General features: G+C 72.6%; 16 protein-coding genes. 2 read left to right on the top strand and 14 right to left on the bottom strand.

Going from position 1 to position 20,947, the window contains the following annotated elements:
• Positions 1 to 38: 38 nt before the first annotated feature.
• From ABTZ54_RS15365 to ABTZ54_RS15325, 9 genes are all read right to left on the bottom strand, one after another.
• Positions 39 to 2,324, bottom strand: a complete 2,286-nt coding sequence (locus tag ABTZ54_RS15365) for a xanthine dehydrogenase family protein molybdopterin-binding subunit (protein WP_351662622.1) — start codon at positions 2,322 to 2,324, stop codon at positions 39 to 41.
• Positions 2,321 to 3,493, bottom strand: a complete 1,173-nt coding sequence (locus ABTZ54_RS15360; protein WP_351662620.1) for a (2Fe-2S)-binding protein — start codon at positions 3,491 to 3,493, stop codon at positions 2,321 to 2,323. Before ABTZ54_RS15360 ends, ABTZ54_RS15365 begins: the two co-directional genes overlap by 4 nt.
• The gene (locus ABTZ54_RS15355) at positions 3,490 to 4,377 is read right to left on the bottom strand and encodes an FAD binding domain-containing protein (protein WP_351662617.1); all 888 of its coding nucleotides are present in this window, start codon (positions 4,375 to 4,377) and stop codon (positions 3,490 to 3,492) included. The genes ABTZ54_RS15360 and ABTZ54_RS15355 overlap by 4 nt, the downstream gene beginning before the upstream one ends.
• A gap of 231 nt (positions 4,378 to 4,608) precedes the next feature.
• On the bottom strand, positions 4,609 to 6,291 hold the full coding sequence (locus ABTZ54_RS15350; RefSeq protein ID WP_351662614.1) for a beta-N-acetylhexosaminidase: 1,683 nt from the start codon (positions 6,289 to 6,291) through the stop codon (positions 4,609 to 4,611).
• An 11-nt stretch (positions 6,292 to 6,302) separates the two neighbouring features.
• Entirely contained in the window at positions 6,303 to 7,178 is an 876-nt protein-coding gene (locus ABTZ54_RS15345; RefSeq protein WP_351662611.1) for a carbohydrate ABC transporter permease, read from the bottom strand.
• A complete protein-coding gene (locus ABTZ54_RS15340; protein WP_351662608.1) occupies positions 7,175 to 8,164 on the bottom strand; it encodes a carbohydrate ABC transporter permease in 990 nt (329 codons plus the stop codon). The genes ABTZ54_RS15345 and ABTZ54_RS15340 overlap by 4 nt, the downstream gene beginning before the upstream one ends.
• A gap of 16 nt (positions 8,165 to 8,180) precedes the next feature.
• A complete protein-coding gene (locus ABTZ54_RS15335) occupies positions 8,181 to 9,479 on the bottom strand; it encodes an extracellular solute-binding protein (protein WP_351662605.1) in 1,299 nt (432 codons plus the stop codon).
• A gap of 210 nt (positions 9,480 to 9,689) precedes the next feature.
• A complete protein-coding gene (locus ABTZ54_RS15330) occupies positions 9,690 to 9,980 on the bottom strand; it encodes a DUF3039 domain-containing protein (RefSeq protein WP_351662586.1) in 291 nt (96 codons plus the stop codon).
• Positions 9,981 to 10,020: 40 nt separating this feature from the next.
• Entirely contained in the window at positions 10,021 to 10,581 is a 561-nt protein-coding gene (locus ABTZ54_RS15325) for a YqgE/AlgH family protein (RefSeq protein WP_351662583.1), read from the bottom strand.
• 274 nt (positions 10,582 to 10,855) lie between these two features.
• Here ABTZ54_RS15325 and murA point away from each other — a divergent pair, with 274 nt between their 5' ends.
• On the top strand, positions 10,856 to 12,202 hold the full coding sequence (murA, locus tag ABTZ54_RS15320; protein ID WP_329420981.1) for a UDP-N-acetylglucosamine 1-carboxyvinyltransferase: 1,347 nt from the start codon (positions 10,856 to 10,858) through the stop codon (positions 12,200 to 12,202).
• 124 nt (positions 12,203 to 12,326) lie between these two features.
• On the opposite strand, the gene ABTZ54_RS15315 is transcribed toward murA, so the two are convergent.
• The 3 genes from ABTZ54_RS15315 to ABTZ54_RS15305 all read right to left on the bottom strand — a co-directional run bounded on the left by ABTZ54_RS15315 (position 12,327) and on the right by ABTZ54_RS15305 (position 17,055).
• The gene (locus ABTZ54_RS15315) at positions 12,327 to 12,608 is read right to left on the bottom strand and encodes an HU family DNA-binding protein (RefSeq protein WP_003968811.1); all 282 of its coding nucleotides are present in this window, start codon (positions 12,606 to 12,608) and stop codon (positions 12,327 to 12,329) included.
• 312 nt (positions 12,609 to 12,920) lie between these two features.
• Positions 12,921 to 14,336 carry an NAD-dependent malic enzyme gene (locus ABTZ54_RS15310; RefSeq protein WP_351662579.1) on the bottom strand — a complete coding sequence of 472 codons (1,416 nt, stop codon included), beginning with the start codon at positions 14,334 to 14,336 and terminating at the stop codon, positions 12,921 to 12,923.
• Positions 14,337 to 14,703: 367 nt separating this feature from the next.
• The gene (locus ABTZ54_RS15305) at positions 14,704 to 17,055 is read right to left on the bottom strand and encodes a HelD family protein (protein WP_351662576.1); all 2,352 of its coding nucleotides are present in this window, start codon (positions 17,053 to 17,055) and stop codon (positions 14,704 to 14,706) included.
• A gap of 294 nt (positions 17,056 to 17,349) precedes the next feature.
• Between ABTZ54_RS15305 and ABTZ54_RS15300 the strand changes: the two genes are divergently transcribed.
• Positions 17,350 to 18,177 (top strand): MmyB family transcriptional regulator, encoded by an 828-nt coding sequence (locus ABTZ54_RS15300; protein ID WP_351662573.1) that lies wholly within the window; start codon positions 17,350 to 17,352, stop codon positions 18,175 to 18,177.
• Positions 18,178 to 18,210: 33 nt separating this feature from the next.
• On the opposite strand, the gene ABTZ54_RS15295 is transcribed toward ABTZ54_RS15300, so the two are convergent.
• Both ABTZ54_RS15295 and ABTZ54_RS15290 read right to left on the bottom strand, forming a co-directional pair.
• Positions 18,211 to 19,362: a uroporphyrinogen-III synthase gene (locus tag ABTZ54_RS15295; RefSeq protein ID WP_351662570.1), complete on the bottom strand. Its 1,152-nt coding sequence runs from the start codon at positions 19,360 to 19,362 to the stop codon at positions 18,211 to 18,213.
• Between the two features lie 84 nt (positions 19,363 to 19,446).
• Positions 19,447 to 20,814, bottom strand: a complete 1,368-nt coding sequence (locus tag ABTZ54_RS15290) for a nitrate/nitrite transporter (protein WP_351662567.1) — start codon at positions 20,812 to 20,814, stop codon at positions 19,447 to 19,449.
• Between the last annotated feature and the right edge of the window lie 133 nt (positions 20,815 to 20,947).

The following is a 20,947-nucleotide window of genomic DNA, read 5'->3' as shown; positions in this document are numbered from 1 at the left end:
CAGTTCCGTCGCCCCCCACTAGTGGAGCAGAGGCCGCCTCAACCGGTGATGACCGCCGCCTGCGGCCTGATCGGCAAGCGGTTGACGGGGCGGCCGGTGGCTGCGCGGACTGCTGAGGCCACTGCTGCTGGGGAGGTGACGACCGGGACGGCGCTGGCGGGTTTGGCGCCGAAGGGGGCTACGACGTCGCGTTCTTCGACGAGTTTCACGATGCGAATGTCCGGGGCGTCCAGCGAGGTCGGGAGGGCGTAGCCGGTCAGGTCGGGGTGGCGGACCAGGCCGCGGGAGGTGCGGAGGTTCTCGGTGAGGGCCGCGCCGACGCCCTGGGTGATGCCGGCCTCGATACGGGTGGCCAGCTGGGCGGGGTTGAGGATGCGGCCGACGTCCTGGGCGACGGCCATCTCCACCACCCGGACCGTGCCGATCTCCACGTCCACGTCCACCACCGCGCGGATCGCGCAGAAGGCGAGGCCCACGAAGGCGTCGCCCTGGCCCGACTCGTCGAGGGGCTCCGTCGGGTGCGGGCGGCACTGGGCGGTGGCCCAGAGTTCCTTGCCGTCCATCGCCTCCATGACCGTGGTCGAGAGGACGCCGTCGTACGAGGTGATCTTGCCGTCGGTGATCTGGAGCAGCTCGGTCGACATGCCGAACTTGTGGGCCAGCGGCTGGAGGAGCTGGGTGCGGACCATCTTCGCCGCCCGCTCCACCGCCCCGCCCGACACCCATGTGTGGCGGCCGTGCGTGGCCGGGCCCGCCGGGGGCTGGTCCGTGTCGACGGGGGCCACGTGGACCTCTTCGATGCCCAGGGTCTCCTGGACGATCTGGCGGGCCAGGGTCGTGAAGCCGGAACCCGTGTCCACCGCCGCGCAGATGACCGTCGCCACCCCGTCGTGGACCCGGACCGTGGCCGTCGAGACCTCGTCCGTCCCCTCCGCCCCCAGCATGTGCACCATGCCCAGCGCGTAGCCGACGCCCCGCCGTACCGCGCCCGGCTCCCCCGCGCCGTCCGGGCCGCCGGGCAGCAGCCAGTCCTCCTCCGGGGAGTCCATGGGGAGGGGGGGGAGGGGGAAGTCGCGTACGGAGGAGAGGAGTTCGGCTACCGGGGCCGGGCAGGTGACTGTCTGGCCGGTCGGGAGGATGTCGCCCGTGGCCAGGACGTTGCGCATGCGGATCTCCGCGCCGTCGACGCCCACCCGCGCCGCCAGCTTGTCCATCTGCGCCTCGTACGCCGCGCACACCTGCATCGCGCCCTCGCCCCGCACATGGCCCGACGGCGGGTTGTTCGTACGCACCGCCCAGCCCTCGACGAAGGCGTGCGGCACCACGTACGGGCCGCACGCGAACGACACCGCCGCCGCCAGCGACTCCGACGACGAGTCCGCGTAGGCGCCCGCGTCCAGCAGGATCTGCGCCTCCACCTTCACCAGCCGGCCCTCCGCGTCCGCGTGGTGGCGGTAGCGGAGGAGGGTGGGGTGGCGGTGGGCGTGGCCGAGGAACGACTCCTCGCGGGTCGCGGTGAGTTTGACCGGGCAGCCCGTGCGCAGCGCCAGCAGGCCCAGCGGGATCTGGAAACCGGGGTCCTCGCGGTCGCCGGTCGCTCCCGGCACGCCCGTCACGACCAGCTTGACCTGCTCCGGCGGCAGCCCGAAGCAGGCCGCCGCCAGGTCACGGTCGGTGTGCGGGTCGGTCGACGCCGTGTACAGCTCCACGCCGCCGTCCGGGCGCGGCACCGCCAGCGCCGCCTCGGCCCCGATGGGCGCGGTGTCCTGCCGGCCGATCCGGTACAGGCCCTCGACGACGATCTCGCCGGTCGCCTCCTGCTCGCCGAAGCTCAGCGGGATGTGCCGGATCAGGTTGCCGTCCGGGTGCAGCGGCGGCGCCGCGAACGCCTTCTCCGGGTCCGTGACCGGCTCCAGCACCTCGTATTCGACCGCGATGGCCGCCGCCGCGAGCCTCGCCGTGTCCGGGTGGTCGGCGGCCACCGCCGCGATCGCCTCGCCGTGATGGCGTACCAGCTCGGCGGCGAACACCGGGCGGTCGGCCACCTTCCGGCCGTACGTCGCCGCGCCCGGCACGTCGGCGTGGGTCACCACCGCCCGTACCCCGGGCATCTCCGCCGCGGCCGTCGTGTCGATCGACACGATCCGGGCGTGCGGGTGCGGCGAACGCAGGATCGCCGCCCACAGCAGGCCCTCGGCCCACAGGTCGGAGGCGTACGGGAAGGTGCCCTCGGTCTTCGCCCGCGCGTCGGCCTGCGGGAGCGAGACGCCGATGCCGATGCCGAGCCCGTGGCCCGCCGGCTCCGTGGTCGTTTCGCTGCTCACGCCGTGCCTCCGTCGTACGGGTGGGGAATCTGGTGCGGGATACGGGCCGCCTCCTCGCCCGCCTCCGCCTCCGCCTCGGCCGCCGCCGCACGCCCGCTGACGACTTCCTGTACGGCGTCGAGCACACCGCGGTAGCCCGAGCAGCGGCAGAGGTTGCCGCAGAGCGCCTGCCGGGTCTCCAGCTCGTTCGGGGCGTGGTTGCCCTCCAGCAGGTCGTGCACGGTCATCGCCATGCCCGGGATGCAGAAACCGCACTGCACCCCGCACTTCGCGAGCGCCCGCTGCACGTCGGACGGTTCCCCGTCCACCGCGAGGCCCTCGACCGTCCGCACCTCGGCCCCCTCGGCCGTCGCCGCCGGCACCAGGCAGGACGCGACCAGACGGCCGTCCACCTGCACGTTGCACGCGCCGCACTCGCCCTGCGAGCAGCCGTCCTTCGCCCCGGCGAGACCGAGGCGCTCGCGCAGCACGTACAGCAGCGACTCGCCGATCCACGAGTCCGTGACCGGGCGGTCGGCGCCGTTGACGCGGAGCTTGTACGAGGTGGTGGGGTGTTCGTCGCTGTCCGTCGACATGTCGACGGGGGCGGCTTCGACCTCCGGCGCCGGAGTCGGTTCCGGGGTCGGCTCCGGGGTCGGCTCCGGGGTCGGCTCCGGGGTCGGCTCCGGGGTCGGCTCCGGCTCCACCAGCGGCTCCGCCTCGGCAGAGACCTCCACCGGGGCCTCGACGGCCTCCACCGCCCAAGGCGCCGCCGCCCCACCGGGCAGCGTCGCCGGTGCCCCGCTCGCGTACTCCGCGAGCCGCGCCGCCGTGTACTCGCCCGAGTCGTCCAGGACGTCCGGACCGTCCTCGATCGTCGGGATCGTCCACGAACCGGTCTGTTCCTGCGGCTCCAGCGGCTCCTGCGGCAGGACCTGGAACGTCTGCGTGTCCTGGAGCGCCTGCGCCTCCTGGAAGGCGGGCTGTCCCGGAGGCGGCACCAGGGGCACCAGGGGGGTGATCATCGGGGGCACGTAGCCGTGGCCCGGCGCCTCCAGCGGGACGCCCTCCAGCATGAACTCGGGCGGCAGCTGCACGAACGCCGTGGCGTCGCCGTCGTAGCCCTCGCTCTGCGGGATCGGCTGCCAGCCGCCCGTACCGCCGCCGTCGTGCCGTGTCTCGTCGCTCATGCCAGCGCCCTCCCCAGTGCCCGTCGGGCCAGCGCGGCGACCGTGCGCCGCAGATGCAGTACGGCCGGGGGCAACTGCTCGCCGCCCTGCGGGTCCGGGATGCACGCGGCGGCCACGTAGTCGCCGAACGCCGCCAGCGCCTCCGGGGCCACCCCCCGGTCGCCGTCCCAGTCCACCAGCGAGGCGATCCACTGCTCGGCCTCCAGCGGCCGCAGCGGCATCGGCGCGACGGCGCCGACCGCGCAGCGCACCCCGCGGCGCGCCGGGTCGAGGACGACGGCGACGGAGGCGGTGGCGCGGGCCGGGCCGGTGCGGCCGGTGGCCTTGAGGAAGACCTGGGGGGCGTGCAGCAGCGGTACGCGCACGAAGGCGACCAGCTCGCCGGGGGCCAGCAGGTCCCGGCCGGCCAGCAGGTGGCTCACCGGCAGCTCGCGGCTGCCGAGCGGGCCGACGACGACCAGCTCGGCCTCCAGGGCGGCCAGCACCGGCAGCGAGTCGCCGGTGGGCGCCGCGGTCACGATGTTGCCGCCGAGCGTGCCGGCGTTACGGATCTGGGGCGGGCCCGCGACGCGCGACGCGGCCGCCAGGGCGGGGATGAGGGCCGCGAAGTCGGGGCGGCCCATCCGGGCGTGGGTGAGACCGGCGCCGAGCAGGGCGTGGCCGTCCTGGTACTGCCAGCCGCGGATCTCGTTGATCCGGCTGAGGCCGACCAGGCCCGCGGGGCGCAGCCGGCCGCGGTTGACGGCGGCCATCAGGTCGGTGCCGCCGGCCACGGGGACGGCGGCCGGCATGGCCGTGAGCGCCGCCACGGCCTCGTCCAGCGAGACGGGCAGCGTCACGGACCGCGCCGCCCGTGGTGCCGTCTGTGGTGCGTGCGTGGTCAACCCGCTGCCCCTTCCCGGTGTCCCGGTGATCCCCGACCGTCCCGGCTGTCGCGCCTGTGTGGCCGTACCGTACGTGCTCACGGCCTGGACGTGGCAACTCTGGCACATCTTCCGGGCCGTACGTCGCGAGGGTCCGCGAAGGGCGGTTCCGTCCAGGACGTGCGGGGATCCTCCCGAGCGACGGTAACTTCCCTTTTGCCGCTCTTGGGTGACGTCGGGGCGATAGGTGCCTCACACGTTCGGGGGTGCCCCCTCGATGGGACGGCCCAGGATGCCGGGGCGGCGCTGCCAGGGGCGCGGTCCGGCGGGCGGGCGGTAGTCCACGCCGAGGGCGTCCAGACGCCGGTAGTGGGCGGTCATCCGCCGCTCGAAGTCGGCGTGATCGCGCGCCTCGGGAGCGGGCAGCCGGGACCAGGCGACCTCGGCGAAGGCGGCGAGGCGCGGGTAGGTCTGGTAGTCGACGCGGGCCCGGTTCTCCATCACCTCGGTCCACACGTTGGCCTGGGTTCCCAGGATGTGGGCGGCGGCCTCGGGCGCGAGGCCCGGCGGGACGGGCTCGAAGCGGTAGACGTCCGCCAGGGTCCGTACGTATCCGATGGGCATCGGCTCGTCCTCGCCGGGCGCCTGACGGTGGTCCAGGTACACCTGCTGCTCGGGGCACATCACCACGTCGTGGCCGGCCTCGGCGGCGGTGATCCCGCCCGCGTAGCCGCGCCAGGACGAGACGGCCGCGCCGGGGGCGAGGCCGCCCTCCAGGATCTCGTCCCAGCCGATGAGGCGGCGGCCCCGGTCGGCGAGCCAGCGGTCGAAGTGGCGGACGAACCAGGACTGGAGGCCGTCCTCGTCGCCGACGCCGAGCTCCTTGATCCGGGCCTGGGCGGCGGCCGAGGCCTTCCACTGCTCCTTGGGGCACTCGTCGCCGCCGATGTGCACGAAGGGCGAGACCTCGGCCGGGAAGAGGTCGAGCACCTCTTCGAAGACGCCCTCGTAGAAGCGCAGGACGTTGTCAGTGGGGGCGAGTACGTTCGGAGTGACTCCCCAGGTGTCCCAGACGGAGAGGGTGGTGGTGTCGATGACGTCGGTGTTGCCCAGTTCCGGGTACGCGGCGATGGCGGCCTGCGAGTGGCCCGGGACGTCGATCTCGGGGACGACCGAGATATGCCGGGCGGCGGCGTAGGCGACGATCTCGCGGATGTCGTCCTGGGTGTAGAAGCCGCCGTGCGGGGTCTCGTTCCACAGCGGTGACGCCCGGTGCCCCCACTTGCTCCGGGCCCGCCAGGACCCGGTCTCGGTGAGCCTCGGGTGGCGCTTGATCTCGATGCGCCAGCCCTGGTCGTCGGTGAGGTGGAGGTGGAGGACGTTCAGCTTGTGGGCGGCCATCAGGTCCAGCTGCCGCAGCACGTCGTCCTTGGGCATGAAGTGGCGGGCCACGTCGAGCATGAGGCCGCGCCAGCGGAAGCGGGGGGCGTCGGCGACGGTGACCACGGGCAGGGCCCACTCGTGCCCGGCGGGGGCCACGCGGGCGCGCCGGTGCGCCTCGGGACCGAGGAGCTGGCGGAGGGTCTGGGCTCCCCAGAACAGCCCGGCGGGGCCACCGCCTTCGATGACGACGGCGGAGGCCGCGCCGGAGCCACCGATCGACAGCCGATACCCCTCGGGCCCGTACTCCCGCTCCACGTCCGCGCTGATCCGCAGCCGGATCGCGTGCGGTCCCGCGCCGTCGGCGAGGGGCAGCCCGGTGGCCGCGCCCAGCGTCGCGCGCAGCCACCGCGCGGTGTCGTGCGTGCCGGGCCCCGCGTCCACGGTCGTGCGCTCGTCGAGGCGCGTGCGCTCGTCGAGGGCCGCGTCCCCCGGCGCCTCGGCGCGGCGCTCGGTCCGCAGCGGTTCGGGGATCAGGTCCAGTTCGAAAGTCATCACGTCACTCCCTAGTCCTTCACCGCCCCGCCAAGGCCCGAGACCAGGCGGCGCTGTACGAGTACGAAGAAGACGAGCACCGGGATCGTCATCACGGTCGACCCGGCCATGATTCCTCCCCAGTCGTTCTCGTCGGGCTTGAAGAAGACGAGCAGCGCCATCGGGAGGGTCGACTGCGAGGTGTCGCTGATGAGGAACGACTTGGCGAAGAGGAAGTCGTTCCAGGTCGAGATGAACGAGAAGACGCTGGTCGCCACGAGCCCGGGGAAGACCAGCGGGAAGAGGATCTGCCACAGGAAGCGGGTGCGGCTCGCGCCGTCGATCATCGCCTGCTCCTCCAGCGCCTCCGGCACGGCCTTGACGAAGCCGCGGAGCATCCAGATCGCGAACGGCAGCGAGAAGGCGATGTGCGGGAGGATCAGCGAGCCCAGGGTGTTGAGCTGCCCGAAGTCCCGCATGAGGAAGAACAGCGGGATCGTCAGCGCCTCGATCGGGACCATCTGCGCGACCAGGAACATGATCAGCAGCGTGGTCCGGAAACGGAACCGGAACCGGGTGACGGCGGTCGCCGCGAGGAAGGCGATGACGGCGGAGGCAAGCACGACCGTGCCCGCGACGATCAGCGAGTTGAGGAAGTAGCGCCCGAACTCCTGCTGCTCGAAGACCCGGCGGAAGGAGTCCAGGGACGGGGAGAGCGTCCACGGCCGGGGTTCGGTGGACTGGATCTCCCCGGCCGGCTTGAAGGCGGAGAGGACCATCCAGTACAGCGGGAAGGCCACGACGGCCGCGACGAGCAGGGCCACGCCCTCGGCCACGAGCCGCCCGGGGCGACGGACCCCGGCACGGACGCCGCCACGGAAACGGATACGGAATCCGGCGGAGCTCACAGTTCTTCCCCCTGTCGTCGCAGCAGGCGCAGGTACACCAGGGTCACGGTCAGCAGGATCAGCAGCATGACCACGCCGATGGCGGATCCCAGGCTGTACTGGGAGGAGGCGAAGGCCTTCTGGTACGCGTACACGTTGAGGACGAGGTTCTGCCCGGCGATGCCGCCGCCGCCCGTCATCACGTAGATCTGGGTGAAGACCTTGAAGTCCCAGATGATCGACTGGATCGTGACGACGACGAGGATCGGCCGGAGCATCGGCGCCGTGACGGAGCGCCAGACGCGCCACTGCGAGGCGCCGTCGAGGGCGGCGGCCTCCAGGACCTCGGACGGGATGGCCTTGATGCCGGCGTAGACCGTGACCATCACGAAGGGGAACGAGCACCAGACGACCTCGAACAGGACGAGGGCGAAGGCGCTGTAGCGCCCGTAGGTCCAGGAGAAGTCGCCGAGGCCGAGGAGCCGGTTGACCGGTCCGTAGTCGGGGTCGAAGAGGAAGACCCAGACGGTGGAGCCGGTGACGGCGGGGGTGGCCCAGGCGCCGAGCGCGGCCAGCATCAGGGCGAGCCGGGGCAGCGCGCGGATCCGGGTGAGCAGGACCGCGAGGGCGCAGCCGACGGCGAGGGTGGCGACCACGCAGGCGGCGGCGAACAGGACGGTGGCGAGCAGGACCTGCCAGAACTGGGGGTCGGCGAAGAGCTCCTGGTAGTTGCCGAGGCCCTGGAAAGTGGTGGGTTCGCCGCCGCTGACCTGGGCCTGGGTGTACTCCAGGAAGGAGATCAGGCCGAGCTGGTAGATGGGGTAGACGAGCAGCCCGCCGAGGACGACGAGTGCGGGGAGCAGATAGAGCCAGGGGGTCCAGGCGGGGCCGCCCCGGCGGCGGGGGGTCCGCCGGGGCGGGTCCGCGGCGCGGCGGGGGCCGGGGAGCCGCGGACCGTTACGACCGGGCGCGGGCGCGGCTTCCTTGGTGCGGGGTGCCGTGGTCATCGTGCGTGTCCCGGCCTCAGCCCGCCGCCGCGAAGGCCGCGTCCATCTTCTTGGCGGCGTCGTCGGAGGCGGCCTTGACGTCCTTCCGGCCGCTGACGACCTCCTGGAACATCGTGGGGAGCACGAGGGAGGCGTCGATCTGGCCCCAGCCCGCCGAGGCGGGGACGAACTTGGCTCCGGCGCCGAGGGAGTCGATGAAGGGCTTCACGAAGGGTTCCCTGGCCGCCGCCTGCTGCCGGACGTCGGTGTACGTGGGCAGGAAGCCCATGGCGTCGAAGAGGCGGCCCTGGGTCTCCTTGCCGGTGAGCGACTTCATGAGGTCGACGGCGAGGGTGCGGTGGGAGGTGCTCTTGAGGACGCCGATGTTGTTGCCGCCGGCGAAGGCGGGGGCGATGGAGCCGGGGGTGGTGCCGGGCAGCGGCACGACGGCGTACTTGCCCTTGACGGTGCCGGCCTCGACGGCGGCGTGGCTGAAGTCGCCGCCGACGGCCATGGCGGCCTTGCCGGAGGCGAAGGCGGTGACGGTCGCGTTGCCGCCCATCTGGGCGCACTTGGCGGCCGGGCAGTTGTCGTCGCCGAAGAGCGAGGCGTACGCGGCGATGCCCTTGCGGGCGGCTTCGCTGTTGACGGCGGACTTGTACGGGTCGCCCTGGGCGCCCGTGCCGGTGGCGAGTTCGCCGCCGTTGGCCCAGATGAAGGGCATGGCGCCGTAGGTGTAGGCGCCGCCGACGGCCATGCCGTAGAGCTCGGGCCTGGCCTTGCGGATCTTCTTGGCGGTGGCGACGAGCTCGTCCTGGGTCTTGGGGGCGCTCAGGCCGAGCCCGGAGAAGACGTCGGTGCGGTAGTAGAGCGCGCGGACGCCGACGAAGAGCGGGGCGCCGTAGACCTTGCCGCCGACCGTGACGGAGGACCTGGCGGTGGGGTCGGTGTCCTTGGCCTCGTCCCAGGCGCCGAACTCGGCGGTGATGTCGGCGAGTCCGCCGTCCTTGACGTATCCGGCGGTGTCGGTGTTGCCGTACTCGATGAGGTCGGGCGCGGACTTCGGGTCGTTGAAGGCGGCCTTGACACGCTGGGCGCGGGTCTCGACGGGGATGTACTCGACCTCGACCTTGGCGCCCTCGTGGCGCTTCTCGAAGGCGGCGACGGCCTGGTCGACGACCTGTTCCTTGGGCTTGTTGGCGACTTCCTGGAAGAGCCAGACGCGCAGGGTGCCGCTCTTGTCGTCGGTGCCTGCCGCGCCGCCCGAGGTCTGCGGGGCGCAGGCGGCCAGGGTCAGGAGAGCGATGGGTACGGCGATTCGGGCAGGAGTCTTCACGGCGGTCCCCTCCACACAGCCGTTGCAACATATGCAACGGACGTTTCGCACTGCACAACAGCCGTGAGGTTAGGGGCCGACCGAAGACCACGACAAGAGGTCTCCACCACTCTGTGACCAGCCGAAGCACCCTGCGCAACGCGAACGGCCCCCGGCGCGCGCACCGAAGTGCGCACGCCGGGGGCCGTCCCCGACTGCCGGCGGTCCGGACTACTTGCCCTTGCCGCCCTTGTCCTTGTCCTTGTCCCCGCCGGAGCCCATGGAGTCGTAGATCTCCTTGCACATCGGGCAGACCGGGTACTTCTTGGGGTCGCGCCCCGGTACCCAGACCTTGCCGCACAGTGCCACCACGGGAGTGCCGTCGAGGGCACTCGCCATGATCTTGTCCTTCTGGACGTAGTGCGCGTAGCGCTCGTGGTCGCCGTCGCCGTGGGACAACTGCGGCGTCGGCTCGACGAGGGTGCCCGTACCTGCCCCGCGATCGGGCTCGAGAGTGCTCATGGGACCCAAGGGTACTGAAAGCCCGGTGCCGGATCGCCCCTCAGTTCAGCGACGGGTCGTCCGGATACGTCGCCACCATGGCGAGCTCGCCGCGCTGCCGGCGCAGCACCTGCCGCCAGAGGGTCTCGGGGCGCGGCGAGGAGACGTCGCCCGGCTCGGACTCCACCACGTACCAGGCACCGTCACCGAGCTCGGACTCCAGCTGGCCGGGGCCCCAGCCCGCGTACCCGGCGAAGATCCGCAGGGCGCCGATGGCGGGGCCGAGCAGCTCGGGCGGGGCCTCCAGGTCGACCAGGCCGATCGCCCCGAACACCCGCCGCCAGCCGAGCGGGCCCTCGTCGCCGGGGATCACCGCGATGCCGAGGGCCGCGTCGAGGGAGACCGGGCCGCCCTGGAAGACGACGCCCGGCTCGCCCGCCAGGTCGGCCCAGGGCGCGAGGATGTCGCCGACCGTCACGGGGGTCGGCCGGTTGAGGACCACGCCGAGGGAGCCCTCGTCGTCGTGGTCGAGCAGCAGGACCACCGCGCGGTCGAAGTTCGGGTCCGCCAGCGCGGGGGTGGCCACGAGCAGCCGTCCTGTGAGCGAGGACACCTCGGTCATGCGACACATGATCCCGCATCTTCGGCGTTCCCGGGGGTTGTCCGGGGCGATCCGGGGCAGGCGAGCCGCGTCGCAGGTCAGCCGGGCCCGCGGGAGGCCCGTCCGGGCCGCCGCCGGACCAAGCGGACGGTAACGCTCCGCAAGATCACGGGGACGGAGGGTGTTGTGCCGAATTCATTACGTTCGCGGGGCCCCCTCAACCACACAAGTGGGGTCCCCTCGCCCCTTACCCTTTTCTCTGGCCACCCGACCGACGATCCGGAACGCGAGATTCATGACCGGCACAGACAGCCATGATGTACTGCTCGTCCATGGCGGCACCCCGCTGGAGGGCGAGATCCGCGTCCGCGGCGCGAAGAACCTCGTGCCCAAGGCGATGGTCGCCGCCCTGCTCGGCAGCGAGCCGAGCCGACTGCGCAACGTGCCCGACATCCGTGACGTCCGCGTCGTCCGCGGACTGCTCCAGCTGCACGGTGTGACGGTCCGCCCCGGCGAGGAGCCGGGCGAGCTGATCATGGACCCGACGCACGTCGAGTCCGCCAACGTGGCCGACATCGACGCGCACGCCGGCTCCTCGCGGATCCCGATCCTCTTCTGCGGCCCGCTGCTGCACCGCCTCGGCCACGCCTTCATCCCGGGCCTGGGCGGCTGCGACATCGGCGGCCGGCCGATCGACTTCCACTTCGAGGTGCTGCGCAAGTTCGGCGCGACCATCGAGAAGCGGGCCGACGGCCAGTACCTGGAGGCCCCGCAGCGGCTGCGCGGCACCAAGATCGAGCTGCCGTACCCGTCGGTCGGCGCGACCGAGCAGGTGCTGCTGACGGCCGTGCTGGCCGAGGGCGTCACCGAGCTGTCGAACGCGGCGGTCGAGCCGGAGATCGAGGACCTCATCTGCGTGCTGCAGAAGATGGGCGCGATCATCGCGATGGACACCGACCGGACCATCCGGATCACCGGTGTCGACAAGCTGGGCGGCTACAACCACAAGGCGCTCTCGGACCGCCTGGAGGCCGCCTCCTGGGCGTCCGCCGCGCTGGCCACCGAGGGCAACATCTACGTGCGCGGCGCGCAGCAGCGCTCGATGATGACCTTCCTCAACACGTACCGCAAGGTCGGCGGCGCCTTCGAGATCGACGACGAGGGCATCCGCTTCTGGCACCCCGGCGGCTCGCTCAACGCCATCGCCCTGGAGACGGACGTCCACCCCGGCTTCCAGACCGACTGGCAGCAGCCGCTGGTCGTCGCCCTGACCCAGGCCTCGGGCCTGTCCATCGTCCACGAGACGGTGTACGAGTCGCGGCTCGGCTTCACCTCGGCGCTGAACCAGATGGGTGCTCACATCCAGCTGTACCGCGAGTGCCTGGGCGGCTCGGACTGCCGCTTCGGGCAGCGCAACTTCCTGCACTCGGCGGTCGTCAGCGGCCCCACCAAGCTGCAGGGCGCCGACCTGGTCATCCCCGACCTGCGCGGCGGCTTCTCGTACCTGATCGCGGCGCTCGCCGCCCAGGGCACCTCGCGGGTGCACGGCATCGACCTGATCAACCGCGGCTACGAGAACTTCATGGAGAAGCTGGTCGAGCTCGGCGCCAAGGTCGAGCTCCCGGGCAGCGCGCTCGTGTAAGCGCCTGCAACGCCTTCTGAAGGGCAAACGAGAGGGCGGCCACCCCCTGACAGGGTGGCCGCCCTTTTCGCTGTCCCAGGCCGCCTCAGCGGCCCGGGACCAAGCTGCCCGGAGGCGGCTCGCCTTACTTGCCCTTGGCGGCTTCCTTGAGCTTCGAGCCCGCGGAGACCTTCACGCTGTAGCCGGCCGGGATGTTGATCGGGTCGCCGGTCTGCGGGTTACGAGCGGTGCGAGCGGCACGGTGGGTGCGCTCGAAGGTCAGGAAGCCGGGGATGGTGACCTTCTCGTCACCCTTGGCGACGATCTCGCCGACGGTCTCGGCGAGCGCGGCCAGAACGGCGTCGGCGTCCTTGCGGGTCACCTCGGCACGGTCGGCCAGGGCGGCCACCAGCTCACTGCGGTTCATGTTGTTACTCCCGTGTCTTTCTTGCCTGTGAGGCGTGAGATCGAAGCCGATGCTGCCAGGGCCCTCGGACAGTCCCCGGACCCGGGTCTGCTGACAGACCCTCGCGCCCAAACACGCATCCTGCCCCCACCAGCGGCGGGAACGCCAATCCGGCACCCTTCCGGCACCCTCATGGGTCACACGAAGAACGCCGGACTTCCCTGGTGGTGACGTAGCGTCGACTCCGCGCGAACCGTGCGGAGCCGGACTACCACCCTAAAGGCGGGTTTGGGGTGCGGCGACCGCGACACGCAGCCGCCGCCTCCCCGGCGCTCAGGCGCCCGCGCCCGCCGCCTTCGCCGCGTTGCGCACCGCGCCGGCCACGGCGCCGGCGACCTTGTCGTTGAAGACCGACGGGATGATGTAGTTCGGGTTCAGCTCGTCCTCGCTGACGACGTCCGCGAGGGCGCTGGCGGCGGCCAGCATCATCTCGGTGTTGACCGTCCGGGACTGGGCGTCCAGGAGACCGCGGAAGACGCCCGGGAAGACCAGCACGTTGTTGATCTGGTTGGGGAAGTCCGAGCGGCCGGTGGCGACGACGGCGGCCGTCTGACGGGCGATGGCCGGGTCCACCTCGGGGTCCGGGTTCGCGAGCGCGAACACGATCGCGCCCTCCGCCATGGCGGCCACGTCCTCCGCGCCCAGCACGTTGGGGGCCGAGACGCCGATGAAGACGTCCGCGCCGACCACGGCCTCCTTGAGGGTGCCGGTGACGCCCTCCGGGTTGGTGTTGTCGGCGATCCAGCGCAGCGGCGAGTCGGGCTCGGCGGCCACCAGGTCCTCGCGGTCCGCGTGCACGACGCCGTGGATGTCGGCGACGACCGCGTGCTTCACGCCGGCCGCGAGGAGCAGCTTCAGGATGGCCGTACCGGCCGCGCCCGCACCGGACATGACGACCCGTACGTCGCCGATGCCCTTGCCGACCACGCGCAGCGCGTTGGTCAGCGAGGCGAGCACGACGATCGCGGTGCCGTGCTGGTCGTCGTGGAAGACCGGGATGTCCAGGGCCTCGCGCAGCCGGGCCTCGATCTCGAAGCAGCGGGGCGCCGAGATGTCCTCCAGGTTGATGCCCGCGAAGCCGGGGGCGATGGCCTTGACGACCTCGACGATGGCGTCGGGGTCCTGGGTGTCCAGGCAGATCGGCCACGCGTCGATGCCGGCGAAGCGCTTGAAGAGCGCCGCCTTGCCCTCCATGACCGGCAGGGCGGCCTTGGGGCCGATGTTGCCCAGTCCGAGGACGGCGGAACCGTCCGTCACGACTGCGACGGAGTTGCGCTTGATGGTGAGGCGGCGGGCGTCCTCGGGGTTCTCGGCGATGGCCATGCACACGCGGGCGACGCCCGGGGTGTAGATCATCGAGAGGTCGTCACGGTTGCGGATGGGGTGCTTGGACGCCATCTCGATCTTGCCGCCGAGGTGCATCAGGAACGTACGGTCGGAGACCTTGCCGAGCACGACGCCCTCGATGCCGCGCAGCTGGGCGACGATCTCGTCGGCGTGCGCGGTGGAGGTCGCGGCGATGGTGACGTCGATCCGCAGCTTCTCGTGGCCGGAAGCGGTCACGTCGAGGCCCGTGACGGAGCCGCCGTGGGTCTCGACGGCCGTGGTGAGCTGGGAGACCGCGGTGCCGCTCGCGGGCACCTCGAGCCGGACCGTCATCGAGTACGAGACGCTGGGCGCCGTTGCCATGTCCGTGTTCCTCTGCTTTCCCTGGCTTCGTTGCTACGCCGCCCCGGCTGGTTGCCCGTGCGGCGCCCTCCGATCGTCGCACCTACCTGCGGGTAGCAGGTAATACGGTCGTTTCGTTTTCGGAAAGTAGTTTCCACCATACGAGAGATGGCCGGGGAAACGGAAGAGGCCCCCGTCACCCGAAGGTGACGAGGGCCTCCACAAGTAAGCGACACCGACCCGCCATGCTCGCCTCGCGGCAAGTGGTCCCTCTGAGGGACGAAGGTTGGGCCCGGGGGCTTGGATCGAGCCGGTGTCACGACAAGGCTAACAAACCACTCTGGCAAGTGATTCCTGCGGCGCGAGTTGACCGGATCCGATCGCTCGATCAGTCCCGCAACAGGTCCGGCACCCCGTCCGCGTCCGGCAGGTCACGGTCGCCCGAGACCACCGTGAGCGCCTGCGTGGAGCGGGTGAGCGCCACATAGAGCACCCGCAGGCCGGCCGGGGACTCGTCCGCGATCTCCGCGGGCGAGACCACCACCGTGGCGTCGTACTCCAGACCCTTCGCCTCCAGGGAGCCGAGCGCCACCACCCGGTCGCCGAGCCCGGCGAGCCAGCGGGCGGCCTCCGCGCGGCGGTTCATCGCGACGACCACGCCGACCGTTCCGTCCACCTGTGCGAGGAGTCGCTCGGCCTCCGACCGTACGGTTTCGGCCATTCCGCCCTTCTCCGTGACCGGTACGAAGCGGGGCTCGACGCCCGTGGAGCGCACCGCGCGCGGGGACTCCTTGCCGGGCATCGCGAGCGCGAGCACCTTGGCCGCGAGGTCGGCGATCTCCGCCGGGTTGCGGTAGTTCACGGTGAGCTCGAAGCGGCGCCGCGGCCGGCTGCCGAGCGCCTCGTCGCGCGCCGCGGCCGCCTCGTCCGGGTCGGACCAGGAGGACTGGGCGGGGTCGCCGACGACGGTCCAGGTGGCGTGCCGGCCGCGGCGGCCGACCATCCGCCACTGCATGGGCGTGAGGTCCTGCGCCTCGTCGACGATGACGTGCGCGTACTCGGTCCGCTCGGCCGCGAGCCGCTCGGCCCGCTCCCACTGGGTCTCCTCCCGTACGGGCATCAGCTCCTCCAGACCGGTGAGCTGGTCCAGCGGGTCGTACTCCCGCTTCCGGCGCGGCCGGACCGGCGTCCCGAGGAGCGTGGCCAGCTCGTCGAGGAGGGCGACGTCGTGCACCGAGAGGCCGGGGCGGCGCAGCGAGCGGGCGAGCCGGCGGACCTCGCCCGGGTTGAGCACCCGGCGGGCCCAGCGGCCGAGCCGCTTCTCGTCGCCCATGGCGTCGAGGACCCCGCGCGGGGTGAGCTCGGGCCACCAGGCGTCGAGGAAGGCGAGGAAGGAGTCCTCCGTCGACACGTCCTCGTCGAAGGAGGAGCGCAGCTCGGCGGCGAGCTCGGGGTCGCTGTGCCGTCCGGCGGCGCCGGACCTGGAGTACAGCGCGTCGAGCAGCAGCCGGCGGGCACGGGGGCGCAGCAGGTTGACGGGGGCGGTGCCGCCGAGGACGTTGTGGCGGATGCGCTTGAGGTCCTCGGCGCCGAGCTCCAGACGCCGCCCGAAGGCGACGACCCGCAGCAGGGTGGGCGTGCCGGTGGCGGCGGGCGCGTTCCCGGCCTCCTCCTCGTCGCCCAGGGCGAGCTGCGCCCGGGGCGGCGGCGTCTCCAGGGCCCCGCGCGCGGCCTTGCGCAGCACGGCGAGCATCCGGGAGGAGCCCTTGACCCGGGCGACGGCGGGCTCGTCGTAGGCCTCGGCCTCGACGCCGTCGACCAGGCCGCCGAGCGCGCGGATCGCGACCTGCCCCTCCTCGCCCAGCGAGGGCAGCACGCCCTCGGTGTACGAGACGAGCAGCGGGGTCGGCGAGACGATCAGGATGCCGCCGGAGTAGCGGCGCCGGTCCTGGTAGAGCAGGTAGGCGGCGCGGTGCAGGGCCACGGCGGTCTTGCCGGTGCCGGGGCCGCCCTCGACGTACGTGACGGAGGCGGCGGGGGCGCGGATGACCAGGTCCTGCTCGGCCTGGATGGAGGCGACGATGTCCCGCATGGTGTGGCTGCGGGCCTGCCCGAGCGCGGCCATGAGCGCGCCGTCGCCGATGACCGGGAGCGCCCGGCCGTCGAGGGTGGCGGTCAGCTCGGGGCGCATGAGGTCGTCCTCGACGCCGAGCACCCTGCGCCCCTTGGAGCGGATCACCCGGCGGCGTACCACCCGGCCCGGGTCCACCGGGGTCGACCGGTAGAACGGGGCCGCGGCGGGCGCCCGCCAGTCGATGACGAGCGGCGAGTAGTCGGCGTCGAGGACGCCGATCCGGCCGATGTGGAGGGTCTCGCCGATGTCGGCGACCTGCCGGCCGCCCTCGGTCCGTACGGCGTCCTCGGCGGGCTCGACGGAGGTGTAGGCGCCGTCGGGGCCCTTCTTCCCGTCCTTGCCGAAGAGGAGGTCGATCCGGCCGAAGAGGAAGTCCTCGAACTCGTTGTTGAGCCGGTTGAGATGGATGCCGGCCCGGAACACCTGGGCGTCCCGCTCGGCGAGGGCGCCGGGCGTGCCGACCTGGCCCCGCTGGGCGGCGTCGTTCATCAGGAACTCGGCCTCGTGGATCTTCTCCTCGAGGCGGCGGTAGACCTGATCCAGATGTTCCTGTTCGACACCGATCTCACGGTCTCCGACCGTGTCGACGGCTTCCTGCGCGGCCACCGGGGCCCCCTTCTGACGTGCACTGGGCAGCCGTCGAGCGTACGCCACCTGAGGCCGTGTGTCAGGCCTGACGTCCCGGAGACGAAGGGGGCCGGCCCGGGCGTACGGGGGAGCCGCCCGGGCCGGCCGGAACCGGAGCGGCGCGGGGGAAGCGCCGTCCGGTGGTCCGAGGGCGTCCTCGCAGGTCAGACGGACGCCCCCACAGCATCAACGTTCAACTGTTTATTATCTACGGACCATTTTTCCTAGGAATTGACGCAGGGGCCCGAAAGCCATGGGACGAAGGGGGCGCGCGTGAACAGGACAGGGCTGCGGGCCCTCCTCCGCGAGCGCCGCGAGCTGATCGCGCCCGAGGCCCACGGCCTGTCCCGGCCCACCGGCCGCGGCCGGCGCGCCCGGGGCCTCTCCCAGCAGCAGGTCGACGAGCTGACCTGCCGCGCGGTCGACACGTACAACCGCCTGGAGACCGGCCGCTACCTCCATCCGCCCGCCGACTACCTGCGGCAGGTCGCCCGGCTCTTCGGCCTCAACGAGCAGGAGTGGGTCTCGCTCTGCCGGTACGCGGGCATCGGCGACCCGCCGGGCCCGCTGCACCCGTCCTCGGGCCTTGAGGTGCCCGGCGTGTGGCAGGAGGCCGTGGACGGCATCGCCCACATGGCGTACATCACCGACGCGTCCTGGAATCTGCTGGCCCACAACCGCCGCTTCGCCGAGATGTACCCGGACGGCCGGGCCCCCGCCAACACCATGCGCTGGATGCTCCTGGACCGGTCGGCCCGCGACACCACCCTGGTCGACTGGCGGACCGTGTGGGCGCCGCTGATCCTGCCCCAGCTGCGGGCCGCGCTCGCCGCCCGCCGGGAGGACGGGACGCTGCGCCGGATCGAGGCGGAGGTCCGCGCCGACCCCGAGCTCGGCCCGCTGTGGGAGGCGGGCGGGGCGCACATCCACCCCGACGGCGACGAGCGCCCGCTCCACCACGCCCTGCACGGCCCCGGCCACGTCACGATCTGCGCCGCCCAGCCGCTCACCGCCCCGGGCGCCCGGCTGATCATCATGCTCTTCCGCCCCGGCCGCCGGAAGGACCACGAGCGCACCCCGATGCTCAGGGCGGCGCCGTAACGCGGCCGCGCGTAGGGGCGGCCCCTCCCCCTGCTACCCCTCGTACTTCGTGTCCGCCACCGGGTCGAGCGCCAGCCGGTACCCCCGCTTGACCACCGTGTGGATCAGCTTCGGCGCGCCGAGGGCCGTCCGCAGCCGGGCCATCGCCGTCTCCACGGCGTGCTCGTCACGTCCCGCGCCCGGCAGCGCCCGCAGCAGCTCCGGCCGGCCGACGACCCAGCCGGGCCGACGGGCGAGCAGGGCCAGCAGCGCCATCCCGGCCGGCGGGACCGGCCGCAGGGCGCCGTCGACGAGGACCGCGTGCCCCCGGATCTCGATCCGCCGCCCGGCCACCGGCAGCACCCGGGCCCGGGCGGGCAGCTCGCGGCAGAGCAGCCCCACCAGCGGGCCGAGCCGGAAGCGTTCGGGCTGGTACGTGTCGATGGCGAGCGCCTGGAGCGGCAGCGCCGTCACCGGCCCCACGCAGACCGCCAGCACCTCGTGCCGCAGCGCCGCGACCAGCTCGTCGAGGACCCCCCGCTCCTCCGCCCGGCGCAGCAGCGAGGCGGCGGCGGGGGCGCTGGTGAAGGTCACGGCGTCCAGGGCGCGGGCGACGACGGCGTCCAGGAGCCGGTCGAGCGGCCCGGTGTCCTCGGGCGGCATCCACCGGTAGACGGGCACCACGACGACCTCCGCGCCGCCCTGCTCAAGGGCCTCCACGAAGCCGGGCAGCGGCTCCCCGTGCAGCTGGAGCGCGATCCGGCGCCCGGCGACGCCCTCGGCGAGCAGCCGGTCGAGGACCTCGGCCATCGACTCGGAGGACGGCGACCAGGACTCGGTGAGCCCGGCCGCCCGGACCGCGCCCTTCACCTTGGGGCCGCGGGCCAGGAGTTCGACCCCGCCGAGCCGTTCGAGGAGCCGCTCGCCGCAGCCCCAGCCGTCGGCCGCCTCGACCCAGCCGCGGAAGCCGATGGCCGTGGTGGCGACGACGACGTCCGGCGGGTGGGCGATGAGCTCCTCGGTCGCGGCGAGGAGTTCGGTGTCGTCGGCGAGCGGCACGATCCGCAGCGCGGGACCGTGGACGACGGCCGCGCCGCGACGGCGCAGCAGCGCGATCAGCTCGTCCGCGCGCCGCGCCGCCGTGACCCCGACGGTGAACCCGGCGAGGGGCCCCCGCTCCTGCGTGCCGCGCTCTTGCTCGTCCATGGCGCCCGAGACTGCCGGGGTCGCGTGTCGGTCTCGGTTCGCCGGTATTTCCTGGTCGTTACGGCCGTGCGGGCGCACTGTGACTCACACCTCGGCGTATCCGACGCGGGCCTCCGGCCGCGGTGCGACGCTCTGGGCGGTGTCGGGCACGGGGGCCGTGCCGGCCGGGCGGCGAAGGTATACCGCCCAGGTCACCGCCATGCACGCGGCGTAGAAGACGAGGAAGGCGACGAAGGCCCCGGTGCCGGAGCCGACGGTCAGGAAGGACTGCCGGAAGGCCAGGTTGATGCCGAGCCCGCCGAGCGCGCCGACCGCCCCGATGAGCCCCATGGACGCCCCCGAGACGCGCCGCCCGTACGCCTCGGCGGCCTCCCCCGGGAGGCCTTCGCGGTGCGCCTGGGCGAGGAAGATCGCCGGGACCATCTTGTACGTGGAGCCGTTGCCGAGCCCGCTGAGCGCGAAGAGCCCGATGAAGCCGACGAGGAACACGGTCAGCGACCCGATGAGGGACGCGTAGATCACGACCCCGGTGGCGGCGGCCATCGCGGCGAAGGTGGCGAGGGTGATGCGGGCGCCGCCGTGCCGGTCGGCGAGCGCGCCGCCGAGGGGCCGGACCAGCGAGCCGAGCAGCGGGCCGATGAAGGTGAGCGAGGCGGCCTGGAGCGGGGTACGCCCGAACTGGGTCTGGAGGACCAGGCCGAAGGCGAAGCCGTAGCCGATGAAGGAGCCGAAGGTCCCCACGTACAGGAAGGCCATGATCCAGGTGTGCCGGTCCCGCACGGCCTCCCGCACGGCGCCGGTGTCGTCGCGGACGGGGGCGAGGTTGTCCATGAAGAGGGCGGCGCACAGGGCGGCGAGGACGATCAGCGGCAGGTAGACGCCCAGGACGAGCCGCGGGTGCAGGGCGCCGGCGGTGCCGATGACGAGGAGTCCGACGAGCTGGACGACGGGGACGCCGATGTTGCCGCCGCCCGCGTTGAGGCCGAGCGCCCAGCCCTTCTTCCGCAGCGGGAAGAAGGCGTTGATGTTGGTCATGGAGGAGGCGAAGTTGCCGCCGCCGACGCCGGTGAGCGCGGCGACCAGCAGGAAGGTGCCGTACGAGGTGCCCGGCTCCATCACCGCGTAGGCGAGCCCCGTCGGCAGCAGCAGCAACAGGGCGCTGACCACGGTCCAGTTGCGGCCGCCGAAGCGGGCGACGGCGAAGGTGTACGGGATGCGGACGAACGCGCCGACCAGGGTGGCGGTCGCGATCAGGAAGAACTTGCCGGCCGGGTCGACGCCGTAGCCCGGGCCCATGAAGAGGACCATCACGGACCACAGGCTCCACACCGAGAAGCCGATGTGCTCGGCGAGCACGGAGAACCACAGGTTCCTGCGGGCGGTCCGCTCGCCGCCCTCGCGCCAGAAGGTCTCGTCCTCCGGCTCCCACCGTTCGATCCACCGGCCGCCCATGTCGTACCTCCACGGTGTCGTGTCCCTTTCCGGCGACGGTAGGAAGGCCGCGTTTCAGGGCGGTGGCGGGAGGTGACGGGGACGGAACCTTGCTCTCACCCGGAGCGCGGGGGCGCTGTGAGCGCCCCCGGCA

Source organism: Streptomyces sp. NPDC094032 (genome assembly GCF_040303965.1).
Classification (GTDB): Bacteria; Actinomycetota; Actinomycetes; order Streptomycetales; family Streptomycetaceae; genus Streptomyces.
The sequence above is the reverse complement of the archived record's forward strand: the minus strand, read 5'-3'. Positions and strand labels throughout refer to the sequence as shown.

Coding starts and splice junctions, on each gene's coding strand:
- ABTZ54_RS15360 (WP_351662620.1), bottom strand. CDS start 3,493: ATGAGCGACGAGACACGGCACGACGGCGGCGGTACGGGCGGCTGGCAG.
- ABTZ54_RS15350 (WP_351662614.1), bottom strand. CDS start 6,291: ATGACTTTCGAACTGGACCTGATCCCCGAACCGCTGCGGACCGAGCGC.
- ABTZ54_RS15340 (WP_351662608.1), bottom strand. CDS start 8,164: ATGACCACGGCACCCCGCACCAAGGAAGCCGCGCCCGCGCCCGGTCGT.
- ABTZ54_RS15330 (WP_351662586.1), bottom strand. CDS start 9,980: ATGAGCACTCTCGAGCCCGATCGCGGGGCAGGTACGGGCACCCTCGTC.
- ABTZ54_RS15325 (WP_351662583.1), bottom strand. CDS start 10,581: ATGACCGAGGTGTCCTCGCTCACAGGACGGCTGCTCGTGGCCACCCCC.
- murA (WP_329420981.1), top strand. CDS start 10,856: ATGACCGGCACAGACAGCCATGATGTACTGCTCGTCCATGGCGGCACC.
- ABTZ54_RS15315 (WP_003968811.1), bottom strand. CDS start 12,608: ATGAACCGCAGTGAGCTGGTGGCCGCCCTGGCCGACCGTGCCGAGGTG.
- ABTZ54_RS15310 (WP_351662579.1), bottom strand. CDS start 14,336: ATGGCAACGGCGCCCAGCGTCTCGTACTCGATGACGGTCCGGCTCGAG.
- ABTZ54_RS15295 (WP_351662570.1), bottom strand. CDS start 19,362: ATGGACGAGCAAGAGCGCGGCACGCAGGAGCGGGGGCCCCTCGCCGGG.
- ABTZ54_RS15290 (WP_351662567.1), bottom strand. CDS start 20,814: ATGGGCGGCCGGTGGATCGAACGGTGGGAGCCGGAGGACGAGACCTTC.